Origin of the sequence: Paenibacillus sp. FSL F4-0100 (assembly GCF_037993005.1) — a bacterium.
Lineage (GTDB): Bacteria > Bacillota > Bacilli > Paenibacillales > Paenibacillaceae > Paenibacillus_AQ.
Genome location: NZ_CP150303.1, coordinates 1,394,137 through 1,413,754, shown reverse-complemented (window position 1 = coordinate 1,413,754; position 19,618 = coordinate 1,394,137). Strand labels below are relative to the sequence as shown.

General features: G+C 48.3%; 15 protein-coding genes. 5 read left to right on the top strand and 10 right to left on the bottom strand.

All coding sequences use genetic code 11. From position 1 onward, the window contains the following. Positions 1-3 precede the first annotated feature (3 nt). Both MHH48_RS06180 and MHH48_RS06175 read right to left on the bottom strand, forming a co-directional pair. Positions 4-378 carry a BlaI/MecI/CopY family transcriptional regulator gene (locus MHH48_RS06180; protein WP_076322739.1) on the bottom strand — a complete coding sequence of 125 codons (375 nt, stop codon included), beginning with the start codon at positions 376-378 and terminating at the stop codon, positions 4-6. 262 nt (positions 379-640) lie between these two features. Further along, positions 641-868: a hypothetical protein gene (locus MHH48_RS06175; RefSeq protein WP_076322738.1), complete on the bottom strand. Its 228-nt coding sequence runs from the start codon at positions 866-868 to the stop codon at positions 641-643. A 248-nt stretch (positions 869-1,116) separates the two neighbouring features. On the opposite strand from MHH48_RS06175, the gene MHH48_RS06170 reads away from it, so the two are divergent. From MHH48_RS06170 to MHH48_RS06150, 5 genes are all read left to right on the top strand, one after another. Beyond that, entirely contained in the window at positions 1,117-2,139 is a 1,023-nt protein-coding gene (locus MHH48_RS06170) for an ABC transporter substrate-binding protein (RefSeq protein WP_076322737.1), read from the top strand. A gap of 22 nt (positions 2,140-2,161) precedes the next feature. Then, entirely contained in the window at positions 2,162-3,271 is a 1,110-nt protein-coding gene (locus MHH48_RS06165; RefSeq protein ID WP_076322736.1) for an ABC transporter ATP-binding protein, read from the top strand. Then, positions 3,268-4,923: an iron ABC transporter permease gene (locus MHH48_RS06160; protein WP_076322735.1), complete on the top strand. Its 1,656-nt coding sequence runs from the start codon at positions 3,268-3,270 to the stop codon at positions 4,921-4,923. The genes MHH48_RS06165 and MHH48_RS06160 overlap by 4 nt, the downstream gene beginning before the upstream one ends. A 140-nt stretch (positions 4,924-5,063) precedes the next feature. Further along, a complete protein-coding gene (locus MHH48_RS06155; RefSeq protein WP_076323151.1) occupies positions 5,064-6,764 on the top strand; it encodes a sensor histidine kinase in 1,701 nt (566 codons plus the stop codon). Continuing rightward, the gene (locus MHH48_RS06150) at positions 6,757-7,545 is read left to right on the top strand and encodes a response regulator (RefSeq protein WP_076322734.1); all 789 of its coding nucleotides are present in this window, start codon (positions 6,757-6,759) and stop codon (positions 7,543-7,545) included. The genes MHH48_RS06155 and MHH48_RS06150 overlap by 8 nt, the downstream gene beginning before the upstream one ends. A gap of 200 nt (positions 7,546-7,745) precedes the next feature. Here MHH48_RS06150 and MHH48_RS06145 read toward each other — a convergent pair whose 3' ends face one another. The 8 genes from MHH48_RS06145 to MHH48_RS06110 form a co-directional block, all read right to left on the bottom strand. After that, entirely contained in the window at positions 7,746-11,402 is a 3,657-nt protein-coding gene (locus MHH48_RS06145; protein ID WP_076322733.1) for a sugar-binding protein, read from the bottom strand. A 54-nt stretch (positions 11,403-11,456) separates the two neighbouring features. Continuing rightward, entirely contained in the window at positions 11,457-12,794 is a 1,338-nt protein-coding gene (locus tag MHH48_RS06140; RefSeq protein ID WP_076322732.1) for an FAD-dependent oxidoreductase, read from the bottom strand. Positions 12,795-12,823: 29 nt separating this feature from the next. Further along, positions 12,824-14,347: an extracellular solute-binding protein gene (locus MHH48_RS06135; protein WP_076322731.1), complete on the bottom strand. Its 1,524-nt coding sequence runs from the start codon at positions 14,345-14,347 to the stop codon at positions 12,824-12,826. A gap of 51 nt (positions 14,348-14,398) precedes the next feature. Next, positions 14,399-15,268, bottom strand: a complete 870-nt coding sequence (locus tag MHH48_RS06130) for a carbohydrate ABC transporter permease (protein ID WP_256720540.1) — start codon at positions 15,266-15,268, stop codon at positions 14,399-14,401. 2 nt (positions 15,269-15,270) lie between these two features. Continuing rightward, positions 15,271-16,215, bottom strand: a complete 945-nt coding sequence (locus tag MHH48_RS06125; RefSeq protein ID WP_076322730.1) for a sugar ABC transporter permease — start codon at positions 16,213-16,215, stop codon at positions 15,271-15,273. 44 nt (positions 16,216-16,259) lie between these two features. Further along, a complete protein-coding gene (locus MHH48_RS06120; protein WP_256720539.1) occupies positions 16,260-16,382 on the bottom strand; it encodes a hypothetical protein in 123 nt (40 codons plus the stop codon). A 56-nt stretch (positions 16,383-16,438) separates the two neighbouring features. Next, positions 16,439-18,712: a helix-turn-helix domain-containing protein gene (locus tag MHH48_RS06115; RefSeq protein WP_179090634.1), complete on the bottom strand. Its 2,274-nt coding sequence runs from the start codon at positions 18,710-18,712 to the stop codon at positions 16,439-16,441. A gap of 283 nt (positions 18,713-18,995) precedes the next feature. Beyond that, entirely contained in the window at positions 18,996-19,553 is a 558-nt protein-coding gene (locus tag MHH48_RS06110) for a delta-aminolevulinic acid dehydratase (protein WP_076322728.1), read from the bottom strand. Positions 19,554-19,618: the final 65 nt, after the last annotated feature.

The window sequence follows — 19,618 nt, the reverse complement described above, 5'->3', positions numbered from 1 at the left end:
CCCCTACTTTTGCGAAAACCATTGCTTTAGCTCTGCAATATCTTCATCTGAAAGCTTTTCGCCGTCATACAAAGCTGAAATTAGATTTTTAACCGAGCCTTGATATAATCCGTCCAGGACGTACTGCGTTTCCATGAGCTTATAATCTTCAGGTGAAATGCGAGGCATATATTTATTTGTCCGTCCATGCCTCGTAACCGTAAGTGCCCCTTTGTCCACTAAGCGTGATAGGAAGGTGGAAATGGTCTGTGCTTTCCACTCTTTTCCTCTCTGGGCAAACAGACCAAGCAGTTCGGTGGATGTGACAGGCGGTGTACACTCCCAAATCACCTCCATTAGCTCCGTTTCAGTATCCGATAATTTTTGTACTTGGTTCACGGTGAACACCTCTTTACGTCGTTATGCGTCCATAACGAACTTAATCACTACACGATGTAGTGATTATAATCTACTACGTCATGTAGTGGTATGTCAAGCAAAATGAGTTGAAATTTACTAATACATAGAATTTATACGTGAAATTAAAGAACCGCGCGGGAGCGCGGTTCTTTACTAACAATACAGCTACAAATTATCGAGGGTACAGGAATTCCACCGGTCCTCTTATTCGTACTCTTACAGCTGGTAGTGTTAACGCTGCTTATTTTGAATCGTTGTCGTCATTATCTGCAGCATCGCCAGCTTTGTTACCCAATGCTGCGCCTGCGATACCACCTGCAATCGTGCCGATTGGACCCAATATGGAACCTACAGCAGCACCTACGACACCACCACCTGCAGTCCCTAAGGCTTCTCCAGCGTCAATATCCATTTTGGCGTTGTCGCGGTCAGAATCAACCTTTTGATTACGATCATTTTTATTAGCCATCCATCTCACTCCCTCGAAATTGTGATAGGAACAGCTCCATCTTGCCAGACGTTGTTCCAAACCATATCTTGCCCTAACTGATCTGAAAGAATTCTTTAAAAGTATAACCTGCTCAGATTCTTTCCACTCCAAAATGGGTTGCGTATTTTAGACGATGTTTGCGGATTATGGGATTATGTAAACGGTACCAAGACTGCTACAATGAACATGCAATTACGAAATGAACTTTTGTTCAAGGGGGATTATACATGAAAAAGCTATCGATTTTACTGTTAACCTGCGTGTTGATTATGGGGGCGCTTAGCGGTTGTGCAAGCAGCGAGTCCGATTCGGGATCGTCCAATAAACTCGTCATCTACAGTCCGAATAGCGAGGAGATCATCAAGACGATCATTCCGATGTTCGAGAAGCAGACCGGGATTACAGTTGAGCTTGTAACGGCTGGTACCGGCGAAATTATTAAGCGCTTACAGTCCGAGAAGCAGAACCCTTACGCTGACGTGATGTTTGGTGGTTCTATGGCAGGTTTCCGCGAAAATGAAGCTTTATACGAGCCTTACGTATCACCTGAAGACAAGAACCTGATTGAAGGTCACCGTAATACGTCGGGCTTTGCTACTCCTTATATCTCGGATGGCAGCGTGCTGCTCGTAAACAAAAACCTGATCGGCGATATCAAAATCGAAGGCTATGCGGATTTGCTGAATCCGCAGCTCAAAGGGAAGATTGCTTCCGCTGACCCGGCAAGCTCAAGCTCCGCTTTCGCTCAGTTAACCAACATGCTGAAAGCGATGGGCGGCGATTATGAGAATGAACAAGGCTGGAACTACGTTGGTCAACTGATCGAGAACCTGGACGGCAAAATTGCAAGCGGTTCCGGTGCCGTTCACAAAAGTGTGGCGGACGGTGAATATGTAGTCGGCCTTACCTATGAAGACCCTTCCAGCACATATGTAAAGAACGGCGCTCCGGTAGAAATCGTATATCCAAAAGAAGGCGCCGTATTCCTGGATGCGGGATCCGCTATTATCAAAGATGCACCGCATATGGACAACGCCAAGAAATTCATCGACTTCATTCTGTCTCAAGAAGCGCAGGATGCGTTCGGTACGCAATTAACGAACCGTCCACTTCGCCTAGATACGAAGCTTGGCGACCACATGAAACCCTATGAAGAGATCCACATGATTGATGAAGACACGGACTATGTAAGTGAGCATAAATCTGAGATCGTTGAGCGTTATGTCGATTTGTTTACTAGCGTTAAATAAACTATAGAATCAGGTGACAACCATGAGCGTAACTATAACCATTAAAGACTTAATCAAAAAATACGACGACACAACCGTCATTCCCGAGCTGTCCCTGGAGATTAAAAAGGGTGAATTCTTCACCCTTCTCGGGCCTTCCGGGTGCGGCAAGACGACACTGCTGCGTATGATCGCCGGCTTCAACAGCATTGAAGGCGGAACCATTCATTTTAACGAGCGTGTCATTAACAAGGTGGAACCGGGCAAGCGGAATATCGGGATGGTCTTTCAGAGCTATGCGATCTTCCCTCACTTAAACGTTAGAGGAAACATCGCGTTCGGACTGGAGAATCGGAAATTATCCAAGGCGGAGATTAACGCCAAGGTGGATGACATCTTAAAGGTCGTTCAGATCGAGCCCTATAAAGATCGCATGCCGAAGAACCTATCCGGCGGCCAGCAGCAGCGCGTTGCGCTAGCCAGAGCGATCGTCATCCGCCCGGATGTCCTGCTGATGGATGAGCCTCTATCCAACCTGGATGCTAAGCTTCGGGTCGACATGCGTAACGCGATTAAAGACATTCAGAGAGAAGTCGGGATTACCACCGTCTACGTCACGCACGATCAAGAGGAAGCCATGGCGGTATCCGATCGGATTGCGGTCATGAAATCCGGCGTGATTCAGCATCTGGGGACGCCACAGGAGATTTATCAACGTCCTGCGAACGTATTCGTTGCTACCTTTATTGGTCGTACCAACATTCTCGAGGGTACTTTAACAAAATTGGCAGACAGCTATGTCCTGCACCTCGGCTCCGGCTATATGGAAGAGCTGTCTAACATCGAGGTTCCGAAATTCGATGCCAAGGCAGATACGCTAAACGTTCAAATCTCGGTTCGGCCGGAAGAGTTCATTCTGACCGAGGACCAAACCGGCATAGAAGCGACGATTGTACACAGCGTATTTCTTGGGCAGAACACCCATTATTTTGTAGACTTGGCGTCCGGTCAACGCTTGGAGATCACACAAGAATCGAAAACGTCATATATCCTCGAGCCTGGTCAAGTTATCTATCTCAAGGCCAAGAAAGAGAAGATTAATGTCTATGATGCGGCAGGCGAACTGAACTATACAAGGGGCGCTCGGCTATGAGAGAGACGCGCAAACGATTTGATGTCTGGACCAACATTTCGTTACTGATCTTTGTGTTCTACATTCTGTTTCTGGCCCTGCCTTTATTTACGATGCTGTTCAAGAGTGTGTACAACGGTACGACTGGCGATTTTTCCCTCGCCTATTTCACGAAGTTTTTCAGTAAGCCCTACTATTTAAACGCTCTGTTCAACAGCGTTAAAGTCACCGTCAGCGTAACCTTGCTTGCCGCCATTATTGCAACGCCGCTGGCATATATCATGGCAACGGTGAAGATTAAAGGCAGTTCGGCCATTCGGGTCATGATTCTGATCTCCTCGATGTCGGCTCCTTTCATTGGAGCTTACTCCTGGATCCTGCTGCTAGGCAGAAGCGGTGTCATTACGAAATTCGTTAGCAACACATTCGGCATTACAATGCCGGATATATACGGATTTACGGGGATCTTAGTCGTCTTAACCTTGCAGATGGTCCCTCTTATCTTCATGTATGTATCAGGCGCACTGAAGAATATGGACCAATCGCTAATGGAAGCAGCCGAAAGCATGGGTTATTCAGGCTTTGGCAAAATGCGCAAAGTGCTCCTCCCGCTCATTACGCCAACCTTGCTGGCGGGCGGCCTGCTCGTCTTCATGCGTGCGCTGGCCGATTTTGGTACGCCGATGCTGATCGGTGAGGGATACAAGACCGTTCCGGTGCTGATCTTTAACGAGTTCATCAGTGAGGTCGGCGGCGATGACGGCTTTGCGGCGGCGATCAGCGTCATTGTCGTTCTGTTCGCCACAACGATATTCCTGCTGCAAAAATTCGTAGCCAATCGTAAATCCTTTACGATGAGTGCACTGCATCCGATTGAAGCCAAGAAGAAGAAGGGCATCGGCAATATCGCAGCTCATGCCGTTATCTATCTGTATACGTTAATCGCACTGCTGCCGCAGCTCTATGTCATCTATACTTCGTTCCTGAAATCCAACGGCAGAATCTTCGTCGAAGGGTTCTCGCTCCAAAGCTATCGGGATGCCTTCAGTAATATAGGCGGCGTTATTCTGAACACGTTCTTCCTGGCCATCGTGTCGCTGGTCGTCATTATCCTGTTAGCGATACTGATTGCTTACGTAACCGTTCGAAGAAAGAATGCATTAACGAACACGCTGGATATCTTCACGATGTTCCCGTATATCGTTCCCGGCTCCATTCTGGGGATCGCTCTATTAATCACTTTCAATAATAAGCCGCTGGCCTTGAGCGGAACAGCCGTCATCATGATCATCTCGTTTGTTATCAGGCGCCTGCCCTATACGATTCGATCCAGCGCGGCCATTCTGCATCAGATTAACGATGGGATCGAGGAAGCAGCCATCAGTCTGGGGGCTTCCCAGATGAAGACGTTCTTCAAGATTACGCTTCCGATGATGGTGGCAGGCGTAGTCTCCGGCGCGATCCTGAGCTGGATTACCATCATTACCGAATTAAGCACTTCGATCATTCTTTATACAGGCAAGACCAAGACCGTAACGGTTGCCATATACACCGAGGTCATCCGCGGTAACTACGGCGTGGCGGCAGCTCTATCCACGATTCTTACCGTCATTACGGTAGTGTCGCTGCTTGTCTTCCTGAAGCTCTCCGGACAAAAAGAAGTTTCCATGTAAATGTGATGAACTCATAACGTAGACTACATCCAAGTCGGCACCTGCAGCAAGAGGGGGCGGCTTGGATGTATTTGGATGATCTGCGGATACCGCCAGTCAGTATAATAGAGTCGAGGGCCTTATCGCAGATGGAGGGCAGCATGAAACCTACACATTATCGCAACTTCAAGGAATCGACCCGTCATTTATTTCGCATCTATACCATGATCCCGTTCTCCATCTTAATCGTATTGTTTTTGGCATTCACGATTATTAATGGCAGAATGAACCTAACCCAAAAAACGACCGAAGCCGCCCAGTCTATCAGTCAATCCATATCCGGTGTGTATCATCAGTACTACGAGGAGATTAATCGGATGGCCGTCTCTCCTACCGTGATCAATTATGTAAGCTCGCATTTGGGCAGCGAACAAGTGTATTCTGCCTTTTATGATTTCAACAACCAGCAGAAGGTCAAGAGCATTTTTCATGTCGTCAATACGGATGGGGTCTTCCTGGCAAGCTCCGCTCCAGCGGATGCGCTGTATTCCAATTTTGCCTTCGGCAATCTCATTCATCGGATCGATCAGCGGCCCGGCAACACGCTAACCGAAATGAACAGCTTTCGTTATTCGCATGATCGCGATACAAGTTATACGTTTGGCAAAGCCATCGTTAAGGACAAGCGGACGATAGGTTATATCATCTACCAGCTGTACGAATCCGACATTCAGAAGATGATTTTCGAACAAAATAATGAGATCGCCATGATCACCGATGAACATAACACCATTATTGCCACGACCAGCAATGTGACCAAAGGCGTTCTCAACAAATTCAGCCCCAAGCTCGATAACAAGGGACATGTTCTGCTAAATGAAGGCAAGTACTACATGTATGCCAAGCGGATCCCTGATACGCCGATTCAAGTCATTACGCTGAACTCCTATAAGTCGGAGCAATACACCTACTATACGGTCTCTTTCTTTGTTCTTGCTGCCAGCCTGCTGCTGTGGGTGTTGATCCAGTTCCTGGCGAACAAAATGTCGACCCGCAATTCCGAATCGATCGATAAATTAATTCATGCCTTGGCACAGCTGCGCGAAGGAAACTTCAATGGCTATGTCGACATTCAGACGAATGACGAGTTTCAAATTCTGGGCGATGAGTACAATGTGATGCTGGATCGGTTGAAAGAGTTGATCGAGAAAAATAAAGAGCTGTCCGAGCTCAGCACGATTATTGAGGTGAAGCAGCTGCAATCACAGTTCCACCCGCATTTTATATTCAATGTATTGGAGACACTGCGCTATGCGATTAAGATTGATGCGAATCAAGCGCAGGACATCGTGCTGATCCTATCCAGGCTGCTTCGATACAGCATTGGACCTGATCGCAATGTCCAACTGAAGAATGACATGAATTATGTAACGGATTACCTGAAGCTGCAGCAAATTCGGTTCAATGATCGGCTGGAATATCAGATTACCGTAGCGGAGGAAACACTGGATGTATATGTCCCCAAGCTTCTGCTGCAACCGATTATCGAAAACGCTATCAAATATGGGTATCAGGATCAGAGCCATGTGCTTATCGAGATCCATATCTACACTTCCACAGACAAGCTGATTCTGGAAGTCCGCGACAACGGGCAAGGCATGAGTGAAGAGACGCTTCAGGAAGTGAATCAGCTCCTGCAAAGCCAGACAAACACGACGCAGCATATCGGGCTGTACAACGTTCACCGACGTTTAGTGCTTCTATATGGCGAAGGATCCGGCATTCACATTGACAGCGCACAAGGAAAAGGCACCTGCGTGGCACTTACGATTCCTTACGAATGGAGTGGATATCATGTTTAAAGTTCTGCTGGTCGAAGATGAGGATATGATTCGTAGGGGGATACGGTTCAGCATCGATTGGCTTCAATACGATTGCATCGTCATTGAAGAAGGGCTGAATGGACAGGATGGCTATGAGAAGATCTGCGAGCTAAAGCCGGATATCGTCATAACCGACATCACCATGCCCATCATGGATGGCATTTCGATGATTCGGGAAGGATTGCAGCAGCATACCTTCAGCAGCATTATTATTTCCGGATATAATGAATTCCACCTTGCGAAGCAGGCACTCCAGTTAGGCGTGACCGAGTTCCTGGTGAAGCCCTTAGAGGATGAGCAGCTGGTCGCGGCACTCGAATCGGCCAAAGCCAAAGTGGATTTAGTCCGCAAATATGAAGTGATCTCCAATCATCCGCAGGAAAAGGAAGAGATTCTAAACAGCAAATTTCTGGAGAAGGAAACCAAAACCTCGAAATACGTGGCCAAAATGATCGCCTATGTACAGGAGAACTATGCCAAGAAGATCAGTATTCATGACCTCGTGGAAGAGATCGGCTTAAGCGCCTATTACCTGAACCAGAAATTCAAGGCGGAGACCAGCTATACCTTCAACGAGTTTCTCAATCGCTATCGCATTCAGAAATCGATCGATTTACTAAAGTCAGGCGATAACAAGGTCTATACCATCGCGCAGGATATCGGATTTAGTGACTATAAGTATTTTATAAGCATCTTCAAAAAATACGCCCACGTGACACCGAGTCAGTATCAGGAGTATTTCGAGGAGAAAAATGGATAGCATGAGAATAACCTGTGGCGATTGGTTCCCCGAGATTATCTAGTTAGCTATTAGAAAAACCCTGATCTTATCAGAATATCCTGATGCATAGTCTGGATGAACAATAATCACGCAATCTCATTAACGATTGCGTGATTATTGATCTAATGGGGTATTGTAGCAGAGGATGCTTCAGCTCTACTTCTGGCTCCGCGCGATCCTCAATCAGCGAGACTTTTCGGTTTTGGTTTTGGTTTCGGGTTTGGCTTTTGCTTTGATTCGATTACAATCGATACGGTTGCAATATTCGAAACTTGACTTCCATCGCGCACGCGGAATGTAAAATGGTCTTCGCCTGCTGCATCAGCAGCTGCCGCATATTCGAAGCGCCCCGCCGCCGCATCAATCAACTTCACAGCCCCTTTTTTGCTCCGATCCACAATTTCGAATTGCAGTTTAGCGCCCTCTGCATGCTCAGCCTGCAGGTTGCCTTTCTTTCGTTTGCCTGCTGTTACCATGAATGAAGCATCTGCTGCAATTGGAGGCATCTGCTGCTTGTCAAAGATCCACTGCATAGAGCGAAACAGGCTTGGGCGCTTTTCATTCCCGATCCCGGATGCCCATTCCACCCAGCCGCGCCGGCCGTTGCCGTCATTGTCATTAACCAGTAAGGAGAAGCTGATGACCTCGCCCCGATCAGGCTTGATCGGCGTAAGCTCCGACCATGGCAGGGCAAGCCTGTAAGTGGTCCGCTTCTGTTCTTCATCCCGAATCACTTCGGCCTTCGCCCGCTGCACGGCCTCCGCTATTTTCCCTTCCAGGTTGCTCCAGCGGTATACCTGTGCGCCATCCGGCGTATCCGCAATGCCGAATTCATAAAACCCTTGGCTCTCGCCAGGAATGCCCGGCGCGATTGCAAGTTGAATACTGTCATTATTCCAAATATTGGCTTGCGCTTCAGGAGCGGCATGAACGTCGTCCTCGACTTCGGCCAGCAAATAAAGATTGTCCTTATCGTGCTGCAGTGAGATATGGCCGGTTAAATCGATACTCCCGCTTTGACCGGATAACAGAACCTTTTTCCCATTAGACAAATCAATCGTGGGAGGAACTTCCGCTTGGCCTGATTCAGTCTCTGTGTCAACCGCCGTCCCATTGCCTTGCAGGATAGGATTAAAGCTGATATTTCCTGCAAACTCGAACGGTAAACCCGACCCGAACTCGACTTTGACAGCAGTCTGCAAATCCGTTCCCATTGGGGCAGCCTCAAGCGGAATAATGAAACGGCGCTTTTCCCCCGGCTTTACCTGCTCATTCCATTGCTGCTGACCGGACTGATCGCCTGCCGACCACACGGCTCCGTTGACGGTTAGATTTTTTGTTTTGCTAAAATTCTGAATTTCCAGTTCCAAGGATCGGTCCAAACTGCCGTCTTCCTTCAGCGTCAATGTCGGCCTGACTTGTACTTCATTTGCTTCCAAGACGGTAATAGAGTGGCGCAATCTGCCGATTGTTTGTTCCCCGTCCTTGATAGAAACAACTACTGAACGGAAGGAAGCGTCTCTCACGGGCAAAAGGGTAATGCGCTCCTGAGACTTACTGCCATGAGAAGCTGCAATTGGCTGACTGACGCCTTCAGCTTCCAAAGCAACTTTGAACTCACCTGCTGATTCCTGGTTAAACAATTGAACGGTGAAGCCTGCTTCATCTCCAATAAATGCCTCTTCTCCAGTAATCGAGAAGGTATGATCCTCGACGATCTCACTCAAATTTCCTTTTATATATAAAATTTCTCCGTTCAGCGTTAAATAGATTTTTCCGTTATGCGGCACAAATTGCTCGGAATGTCCGGTTATATCCGTAATCAGCAGCGGTTCGTTCGTTAAGACGGCAACATTCGTATCCTCAACTGCCCACACCGCTCTGAGCGCTTTGCCGTCCTGGTCAAACAAATAGCTTTTGATATCGCCTCCGTAGCTCTCCTCCTCCACAAATGCAGCATTCGTCAGTTCTCTTGCCATCGCGGCATACGCCACGTAAGACGGCTTAGGCGTATGTGCGCCAAGTGGATCGTCTTTAAAGCGGATCAGCCCGAAGTTATGCTCGTTATAATCGGCTTGCAGACCGTCATTCATCAAGTTGTACCACACGATGCGTTCAACCCCTTGAGATAAGGCGATGACATAAGCCCGTGCCAGAAAATCGGCCTGCGTTTTCTCGTCTACGCCAATAGCAGCCTGGTGGGTCGGCCAGCCAAACTCGGAAATCCAGATCGGCTTCAGCTCTCCCCCGTTATATTCACGAATAAGCAACTTCAATTGCTCCAGCTCAGCCGCCATTCCCTCTGGCTCGCGATCCTTCACCACAGCGCGTCCATAGCGGTAAGGGTGGACAGCAATATTGTCGAGGTAGTCCATACCTCCAAGCTTTAATACTTCCTCTATCCACTCCAGATCAATACCGGCCGTAACCATGCCGCTGACTGTAAAATCAGGATGGTTTGCTTTCACGGTCTCATAGGTCTTTTTCAGCAGCTCGTAATAATACTCCGGCTTGGAGTCAGCAGGACTGTTGCCTCTTTTGCCGAAGCCGCCGTTAAATTCGTTGTACACCTGCACGCCAACCAAATGATCCTTGTATTGATTAATATAAGCGTTTACATAATTGGCAAATCCCTCACGTCCTGCATCGGTATAAGGCGTCGCATTATGATCGTAGAACGGATTATTGTATCCGCTTACAAACATACTCTTCAAACCTTCCGCTTGCACATGGGACATAAACCGTTCCGGCTGCGGAGTAAAAGTATACTGCCCCGGCGACTTTTCGATCGACCATTCATAGCCTCCGCGCGCAGTCCTTGCTCCTGCATATTTGATTAACCGGGCCAGCTCGCCGCTCCAGCCAAACGACTCTCGATGCAAATGCGCAGCAATACCGAAGGGCGAGTCGCCAACAGCGTCCCAATCATAGTCAGAAAGAAGGGCAAACGTCGTCTTCAATCTTACCGGCCCTTCACTCCCTGACAATGCAGACAATTCAAGCGTATAATATCCCAGCTCCAGGTCAGGTAAATTAATTTGCCCACCTCCGTTCGGAGTCTGCACGATGCCTTCATGAACCAGCTGGCCGTTCAAATTGTAAACCTGCCATGCCACTTCCGGAAATCTGGTGGCTACGGTAAAAGTTACAGGTCCATTATCCAAATAAATATTGCCCAGCATCGACTGTTTGATTTTCAAATCCGGTAGGTTAAGCTTGGCTGTCATCTTATCAACAAGCATGCTCGCCGTCAGCTTCCCGTCCTTAATATCATTGCGGTCTATCATGATCGCTATTTTCTTTGCAGGGGCATTCCATTTGCCGTTAGCTGCGCCGCCCCAATACTGGCTGGAAGTTACTGAGTTGACAACTACCTGCTGCCAGTCTGCCGTATCTTGCAAATTAATCTTTTGCTGAAAGGTCTGACCTGTTGCATCGGTCGTACGGATGCGCACCGCCGTGAGCTCCGATGTTCTCACCCAAAACGCATATTGCTCTAATTCCAGTCCTTCAAACTCTTTGCGCATCGCTGTATACGCAGCCTTATCCTTGCTGCTCTGCCTAAAATCAGCACTCAGCTTCCCCGCATGCTGGCCTGTGTACGCATCCTCAAGCTCAATAACCTCAAAGCTTCCTTGTATATTCGGCTGCTCGCCAAATGTATAATCCCACTGGTCATCGGCCATTTCAAAATCACTGATTGTATAAACAAAATCAGTCACGGCAGGGGGCTCTACAGCTCCATTGGCTTTAGCCACAGAGCCCTCTCCCAGCATAAATAAATTCATCAATAAGGCAAGCACAACTACAGATGATACAGTTTTATAGGAAAACATAGTTATCCTCCTGTTCATTTATTGGACTCCCGCTCCCGAACTGTCAACGGATACTTATTGACGGTATAGCTTTGTGGCTACCGGCAGCTCAATTCGCTCCACCTCCCCTTCCACAAATTGACCGCGCAATTGCAGCACAAAGCGGATCTGCGCAGCACGCGCCTCCCGAACGTCCTGTAGTCTCTGCATGACGCAGATTGCAGCCGCTGTTCCGGCTGCCTCGCCGATTGCGCTGATCGAGGCCATAATCCGGTAGGAGCTGTGCGCCTCATGCGTGCCGCTTATGCAGCGCGAGCTAAGCAGCAAATTGCTGCAGCCGCGCGGGATAAGACTGCGGTATGGAATGTGATAATAGCCGGGAGCAGGGATGCTCTCCAGTCTTGTCGGCCCGCCCTCCGGATTGTGAATGTCCAGCGCGTAGGCACAAGCGGCAACCATATCGTCAAACTGTCTCGTTCCGAGACAATCCTCCCCCGTCAACTCATATTCACCTACAATGCGTCTGCCTTCCCGTACACCCAGCTTAGGCGCAACATAGTCCAGCCTGGCAGCGCAAAATGCCGGATGCCCGGTAATCGCAGCAAAGAGCTCTCGTGCCTGCCTGCTCCCTTCTTCCATTCCCCGAACGACTGAATCCGGCTCCGTCGGGTCTACATCCAGCACCGAGGTTGAATTGAACAGCAGTGCGTCCTCGTTCGGATACGGAAAACAAGTTACCGATTGCCTGGGATTGCTCGTACGATTCTCTGCTTTCAGCGCCAAATAATAGGGCAGCAATTCACTGCGCAAGGAATGGATTCCTGCCCATGACCGGTAATTTTGCTCTTTCAATAATGCCGGAGCAAAGCCGCTCACTTTAAAGGTAGCGGTAGCAGACTGCAGCTTGCCATCGCCTTCCCGGCCAAGCCGGTATTCAAGCCCGGCCAAATAAGATAAATTGCCATCCGCAGTGGCATCAAGATACACTTTTGCCTCAATGACCGCTTGCCGCTCTCCCTCAATATGCAAACGGGCGATTCTTCCCTGCTCCATATCTGCCTTAACGACTGAACTTCCCGTCCAGATAGACAATGTCGGCTCTGCCGCCAACAGCGACACATAAGTTGCTTTGAGCTCCCGCTCATCATAGGTAGGAACCATCTGTTCGCTATAATGCGTGTAGCCAGCGGGAAACAGTTCCCGATGGATGCCACTCGTCACCGGCCTTCCTCCCGAATCGCGAAAATTGCATATAAGCGACACGCTAGAGAACACCCCAGTACCGCCTACTTCCGCCCGCTGCTCAATCAATAGGACACGGCATTGCAGCCGCGCCGCTGCCAGGGCGGCACTAATGCCGCCCACTCCTGCCCCTGTAATGACAATATCAAACTGCTGTACTTCACCATTCATCTTAGTAATACTCCTCTCTGTCAGCAAGCTTAGTTCCCCTGCTTGGCAAGCAATTCCGTATAGTCGCGAATAATTTGATCCCCGCCTTGCGTACGCCAACGTTCTATCTCTTTGTTATATCCGGCTTCATCGATCGCTCCCGTAATGAATTTGACGCGGGCGTCTGTAATGATTTTGTTCAGCTCCGTTCCTTTTTCTACTGCGGTCTGGGAAATAAGCGGCTCTGCCGGATTGGTTACCGCAATCGCTTCGTTGTCCTTCATCATGGTGCGGAACTTGTTATCCGCCTCGCCCTTGCCCTTCCAAATCATGAGCGCTCCATCATAAGTGGGAAGCTGCTTCAGCGGTGATACTTCATTGCTATATGCGGTCTGATCGGAGATCGTCGGTTCGCCCGTACTGTCCTTCGTATGATGAACGCCCTCAATTCCCCATGTCCAATTAAATATCATTTCGTTATCCACGATCTTATCGAAGAAAGCAAGCAGCTGCTTTAGCTCTGCCTCTGTTTTCACCGTCGCTTTCGGGAAGAGGAAGACGCCGAAATAGCCGGTAGTAGCAAAAACACGCTCGCCTTTCGGCCCTTTGATGCGGCTGACAATGTCCAACTTCGCATCCGGATTGGCCTTTTTCATCTCATTTCCGCCCGTAATGATAAAATCCAATGTCGTAAACATCATGCCGGCTTTGCCTTGATAGAACTGTTCGCCCTGCTTGCCCGCTTTGGTCGCAGCAAAATCTTGATTCAAAAGCTTCTCATCATACAGCCGCTTATAGAACTTGAGCGCCTCCATATTTTCCTCCGTCATAAATTCAGGCACAGCCTGGCCGTCCCGCACTTCCCACTGGTTCGGGGCACCAAAGAAGGAAGCGATCGTTCGGAAGCCCGATAGACCGGCCGCCCCCATTCCGCTATTGGAATCTTCAGCCTCTACGAGACCGAATGTATCCTTCATGCCATTTTTATCAGGATCATCCAGCGTAAAAGCTTTAATCACGTTATACAGCTCATCGATCGTCTGCGGCTGCTTGAGACCGAGATTGTCCAGCCAATCCTGTCTAAAAGCGATCCCTTGGCGCGCCAATGCTCTGGCTCGATAAAGACCGTATACTTTACCATCAACAGAGATATTGTTCAGTACGAGCGGGTTGGCATTATATTTGCTTAAATTAGGATAATCCTTAAGGTAAGGCCCTACCTCCCAAAACATGCCTGAACGCTGAGCGTTTATGATCGAGGAAGACTTGGGATCCTGTACCATCAACACTTGCGGCAAATCGTTGGAGGCGATCGATACATTGACTTTATCGTTGTAAGCCGAACCGGGAATCCATGTAATATCCAGCTTTGTGTTGGTGTATTCCTCGATTTTTTTCACGAACGGATTGTCTGCGCGCGGCGGCTCCGGTGACGAATATTGATTCATCATCGTAATATGCAGCACATCGCCCGCTTCCGAAGTACCTGAATTGCTGCTGCACCCTGCTAACACGGCTACAGCCAAGCTTGCTGCAAGACCAGCCATTGCGAGCTTATACCTCTGTTTTCCCACTTTCGTTTCCCCCTTCAAATTAGATCCTAGTTTATTAAAAGATGAGCATGCTCATCCTTTAACCGAGCCGAGCAGCACCCCTTTGGCGAAGTGCTTTTGCAAAAATGGATAGACGGCCAGAATCGGAGCAGTCGAAAACACGATGACGGCCATATTAATAATCTTCGACGGCGGCGGCGGCGCTTCGCTCAGATCGGACAACCCTTTTTCCGAGAGAATAACGATTTGCCGCAGCAGCACTTGTATCGGCCATTTGCTAGAATCATTGATGTACAATATGGCACTCAAAAACGTATTCCAATGATTGACCGCATAGAAAAGCGCAAATGTCGCAATTGCCGGCATCGAGAGCGGGATCACGATCCGAAACAAAATCCCCGGGTCGCTGCAGCCGTCAATTTTGGCCGATTCCTCCAAGCCGTCCGGCAGCTGCTGGAAAAAGTTCTTTATAATAATTAAATTGAACGCGCTAATTGCACCGGGCATGATGAGCGCCCAATACGTATTGGTCAAGTGTAGTCCTTTGACGATGAGAAAGGTCGGCACAATGCCGGCATTAAAAACCATCGTAAAAATGATCATCAGCATGATCGGTTGCCTGCCATACAAATCTTTGCGTGCCAGCGGGTAAGCCATCAGTACTGTCATGAGCAAATTGACTAACGTTCCGATTATGGTAACCCCGATTGTAACCCCTAGGCTGCGGAGCAGAATGGGTGTTGACAAAATATACCGGTAGCCTGTCAAAGAAAACCTAGTCGGAAATAGTAGAAAGCTTTTGGCCAGTACCTCCTCTTCCGTTGCAAAAGAAATCAAAATAATGTACAGAAAAGGGATGATCATTATAGCAGCGATCAGGACGAGCAGCGTCATGTTCACCGCATTAAACAGCCGGCTAGCTAAATTACGGTCATAGGTCAATGCTAGTACACCCCTTCCTCGCCAAACTTTTTCACAACCCAATTCGAACCAACGATCAGCACAAAACCAACCACCGACTTGAACAGACCAACCGCTGTACTAAAGCTGAATTGTCCCTGCGTAATGCCTGCCGTATAGACAAAGGTGTCGAACACTTCTCCAACTTCCCTATTGATCGCGTTCAGCATGAGAAAGATTTGTTCAAATCCGGTATCCAGGAATGTACCCAGCCTGAGAATAAATAAAATGACTATCGTTGAGCGGATCGCTGGCAGCGTCACATGCCATAGCTGTCGCATTCGCCCTGCGCCATCCATTCTTGCTGCTTCGTACAGCTGCGGGTCAACGCCAGATAAGGCGGCGAGAAAAATAATGGTTCCCCAGCCCGTTTCCTTCCAGATCACCTCAAGCGTAATCATCGAGCGAAACCATTCGGTGCTGACGAGAAAATTGATTTTGTTGCCTCCCATCGAAGCGATTCCTTCATTAATCAGCCCGCCATCCACTGTAAAGAACGTATAGGCAATGCCGACTACGACAACCCATGACACAAAATGCGGCACATAAATAATGGTCTGAATGCTCCGCTTGAACGCTTCACGCCTTACTTCATTCAACATTAAGGCCAGCACAATCGGTGCTGGAAAAAAGAAAAGAATATTGTAGCAAGCCAAAATCAACGTATTTTTGAGCAGCATCCAAAATAGCGGATCTGCATACAGCCGTTCAAAATGCTTCAAACCCACCCACTCACTTCCAAAAAATCCGAGAAACGGCTGATAATCTTTGAACGCCAGCAGCAGTCCCCACATCGGCGCATACTTAAATAAAATGAAATACAGCAAGCCTGGTAGCAGCATCACATACAGCCATTTGTCACGCAGCAGCCGCAGCTGCCATCCTTTCGAAAAGGAGACCGCCCCAAGGCCCTCCTGTTTATGATTCATCTCTACTCCACCTTTGCCTCATATCGTGTTTATTTGTGCTAATCTCACGATAATCGGCGAAAGCGGCAAGCGTCTATAATCGGGATATAATCCATAGACAGGGAGGTTGCTGTACGGTACTGAGTAATCATTAGAACGTCATCGATAATCATCGGCAATGCGCACATACAAAGAACCTCCAGCCAGCAGCGGAGAAATACATCCGGCTAGTCGGAGGTTACGGTCAGTTATGCGGTTGATGCAATTGCCGATATTGTCCAGGCGTCATGTTCTCCATCTTGCGAAAGAAGCGGATAAAATTTTGCGGGTTCGTGTACGTAAGTTTTTCGGCAATCTCCCCGATCTTCATATCGGTTTCTATTAGCCACCGCTTCGCCTTCTCCAGGCGGTATTGCTGCAAATATTCACTAAAGCTGATCCCTTGCTCACGGCTGAAAAGCGGTCCAAGATGGTTAGGGTGATAATTAAGCTGCGCTGCGCAAGCTTCCAACGTCAATTCTGTATCAAAACGAAGATGAATCATCTCCAACACTTGATCGGACACATACCTGGCGTGCGATTTTCGCTGCTGCTCCAATTGCAGCATAATCGGATGCGTTACCGTTTCCCGAAACCACAGCTTGATTTCCTCCTGAGTTTTCAATGCGAGCAGCGTTTCAAACAGCTGCTTTTCTTGATCCAACGGCACCGGCACCGTTGGCGTCTCGCTATCCGATTGCCCTAGCTCTGTCAGCATGGCATACAACCGAACAAGTGATAGCTGATATTGCCGCCAATCCGCATGCTCCTGAAAAATTGCTCCGACACATTGCTCCAGCAAAGCATCAGCCTGCTCACGCTCTAACAACTTTACCGAATTGTACAGCTCCTTGGCGACACGTTGAGGGAACACGCTGGCAACCGGATCGCCATATGTAACATCATCAATAAATAAAATCGACTCCATCTCATTACGAATCCGATAATGAAGCGCTTCAATTGCTTGCTCGCTGGAATCAGCCGCCTCGATTAACCGCTTCTGCGGACGGCTAATGCCGATACTTACTTGCAAGCCCAAATACTCGCGTACCGCTTGCTGAATGCCTTCTGCCCAACCAAAAAGCTGCACCTTTTGTTGTGCTTGTGAACCGTCAAGCCCTCCAACTATCGTAATTTGCGACTGCTCCAATAGTACGGGATCAAGCCGCTCTTTGTCCGGAATCAGCTCTCCCGCAATATTAGCAATGGCGAACAACAGCAAATCACGATCTCTCTCTTCGTAACGGGAATCTTCGAGTGAGTCAATCTGAATGGCAAGCGCAGCATGCCACGACCAATCGAGCGGATAATGATATTCCTCCAAATAATCCCTCAACTGCGCTTCACGCACTTCACCGTGAATCAGCTTAATAACAAAAAACCGCCTCAACTCACGCATCTGACCAACGACCTGTGCCGACAGCTTCGATTCCGATTGCAGCATCGCCTGTACTCGGCTGCCAATCAGTGCAAATTCATCTCCCTTGTCTTCTTGGGGAGCATCGCCAAAACGCTCGGCAACAGCACGGACTAGCTGGCGGACCGGCCGGTAAAACGACTTGGAGCTGAATAAAGAAAAGGCAGCAGTCAGCAGCACTAGCAGACCACAAACCGCCAGTGTCATCCAGCCTATCGAACGTGAATCACGTGTAATGTCCTTAATCGAAATAGCCGAAATATACGTCCAGCCATTATAATTGGATTTGCGCATAATAACACTCGTATCATCGCCTGCCAGCTTAACATTATAATGCCCTTCCTCTTCATGCTGCTTACGAAGCAAAGGAACAAGCTCCTCAAACTTCGATGACGACGGATGACTTTGAGTCAAGACCTGGTACTCTTGATTAAATACGACCATACTGCCAATCCGATTGTCGGCCTCCAGAAGACGAGCCAGCTCTGACTCGGCGATTGTCACAATGAGCAGCCCCTCCGCCTTCAGCGAGTTAAGCGGAATCTTTTTGACCAAGCTGATGCTCGGCGGTGAATCCGTCGTCGTATCATTTGTCACCCAGGCAGAGAACGATGGCAGCGTCTCATAACGAAGTAGTTTCTCCATCTCTTTGACATCATCAAATGTAAAAATATTGTTGTTATCAATCCCCCATCTCCCATTCAAATTAAGCACGGTCATATTGCTAACAGCCAGCTCGAACGTTTGACTGCGAATCATACTTTGATACATCTCACGGTACAATTGATAATCCCCGCCTGAATAGGGCAATGACATCGCATTCACGACAATTGGCAAACTAATATATTGCGTAACAGAATGGTCGATCGTTTTTAAAACCTGTTCCATCCGAAGCTGCATTTGCTGCAGTGTTTCCATTCTGCTCTGATTGACCTTTTCCTGCACGATGGACGATGCTTTATAGTAAGAGACCGTCCCTACAATGATGACTGGAAGCGTTCCGATCAGCAGACTAAACATTAGCAGCCGAATATAATATTTACGTGAACGTAGTTTCATCATTTCTCCTTCACTAACTCGCCAGATCTTCATTACATTATAGAAAACGGACTGTACGGAGTCTATAATCAACATATAATCTTTAAGAAGGGTGATGCTGGGACATGCCTTGTTCAACTTCAGAAGCCATAGAAGTAGCACAAAAGGATAATTCAGACGCTAAAAAGGAAGTAAAAAGAGGATCGATAACACCGATCCTCTTTTCATTCAAATGCATTTATGTACAACGTCCCTTTTCGAAATAGAATTCATTTAGCCGTGCACGCCCGGGGTAGAATTTCACCTATTATTCCTGTCGTTCATACAGCCGGTACATGGATAGCTCATCACTCATCGCTACAGCTCGGGCAAAGGCTTCCTTTACGTCCCGGCCCTGCTGAACGATCTCATAGAACAGCCGCAGAACGAACATCAGCGCATCGTTGCCGTCCGGATAGTCATCCGGCCCGATATACATCTTGCAGCCCCGCTCCAGAAAAGCGTCAGCCAGTGCTGGATCCCCCAGCGAGCAGCCATTCGCAATTACTGTCTTTCCGTTCAGCTTCGCGTAACGCTGAATCTCGCCTGGTCCGAAGTCGCCCCTCGGTTCATCCTCCTCGTATACCTCTTCGCCGAGCTCCGGCATGATCAAGCTGCCTTCATCCCCGTGAAAGTTCAACAGGATCATATCGGTGCCTTCATACACATCATCACCTGACAAGACAGAGATCAGATCATTCGGCCTCCCGATCCAATATGTAAAAACGCGCACTCCGAAATATTCCAGAGCCGCCCTTACGGCTTGGCTCTCCATATCGCAATCCGGTCCAACGACCAGAGCGACCTGCATAACAGGCTTACTCACTACCATATCAACTCCTGACAGTTATACTTGAATTTGGATTATTTGTTGAAACTATGTTGTTACAA

Excerpts from the sequence above, each read along its gene's own strand:
- MHH48_RS06120 (WP_256720539.1), bottom strand. The coding sequence starts at position 16,382 with ATGTGCGCATTGCCGATGATTATCGATGACGTTCTAATGATTACTCAG.
- MHH48_RS06175 (WP_076322738.1), bottom strand. The coding sequence starts at position 868 with ATGGCTAATAAAAATGATCGTAATCAAAAGGTTGATTCTGACCGCGAC.
- MHH48_RS06140 (WP_076322732.1), bottom strand. The coding sequence starts at position 12,794 with ATGAATGGTGAAGTACAGCAGTTTGATATTGTCATTACAGGGGCAGGA.
- MHH48_RS06125 (WP_076322730.1), bottom strand. The coding sequence starts at position 16,215 with ATGAATCATAAACAGGAGGGCCTTGGGGCGGTCTCCTTTTCGAAAGGA.
- MHH48_RS06165 (WP_076322736.1), top strand. The coding sequence starts at position 2,162 with ATGAGCGTAACTATAACCATTAAAGACTTAATCAAAAAATACGACGAC.
- MHH48_RS06170 (WP_076322737.1), top strand. The coding sequence starts at position 1,117 with ATGAAAAAGCTATCGATTTTACTGTTAACCTGCGTGTTGATTATGGGG.
- MHH48_RS06115 (WP_179090634.1), bottom strand. The coding sequence starts at position 18,712 with ATGATGAAACTACGTTCACGTAAATATTATATTCGGCTGCTAATGTTT.
- MHH48_RS06160 (WP_076322735.1), top strand. The coding sequence starts at position 3,268 with ATGAGAGAGACGCGCAAACGATTTGATGTCTGGACCAACATTTCGTTA.
- MHH48_RS06150 (WP_076322734.1), top strand. The coding sequence starts at position 6,757 with ATGTTTAAAGTTCTGCTGGTCGAAGATGAGGATATGATTCGTAGGGGG.
- MHH48_RS06145 (WP_076322733.1), bottom strand. The coding sequence starts at position 11,402 with ATGTTTTCCTATAAAACTGTATCATCTGTAGTTGTGCTTGCCTTATTG.
- MHH48_RS06155 (WP_076323151.1), top strand. The coding sequence starts at position 5,064 with ATGAAACCTACACATTATCGCAACTTCAAGGAATCGACCCGTCATTTA.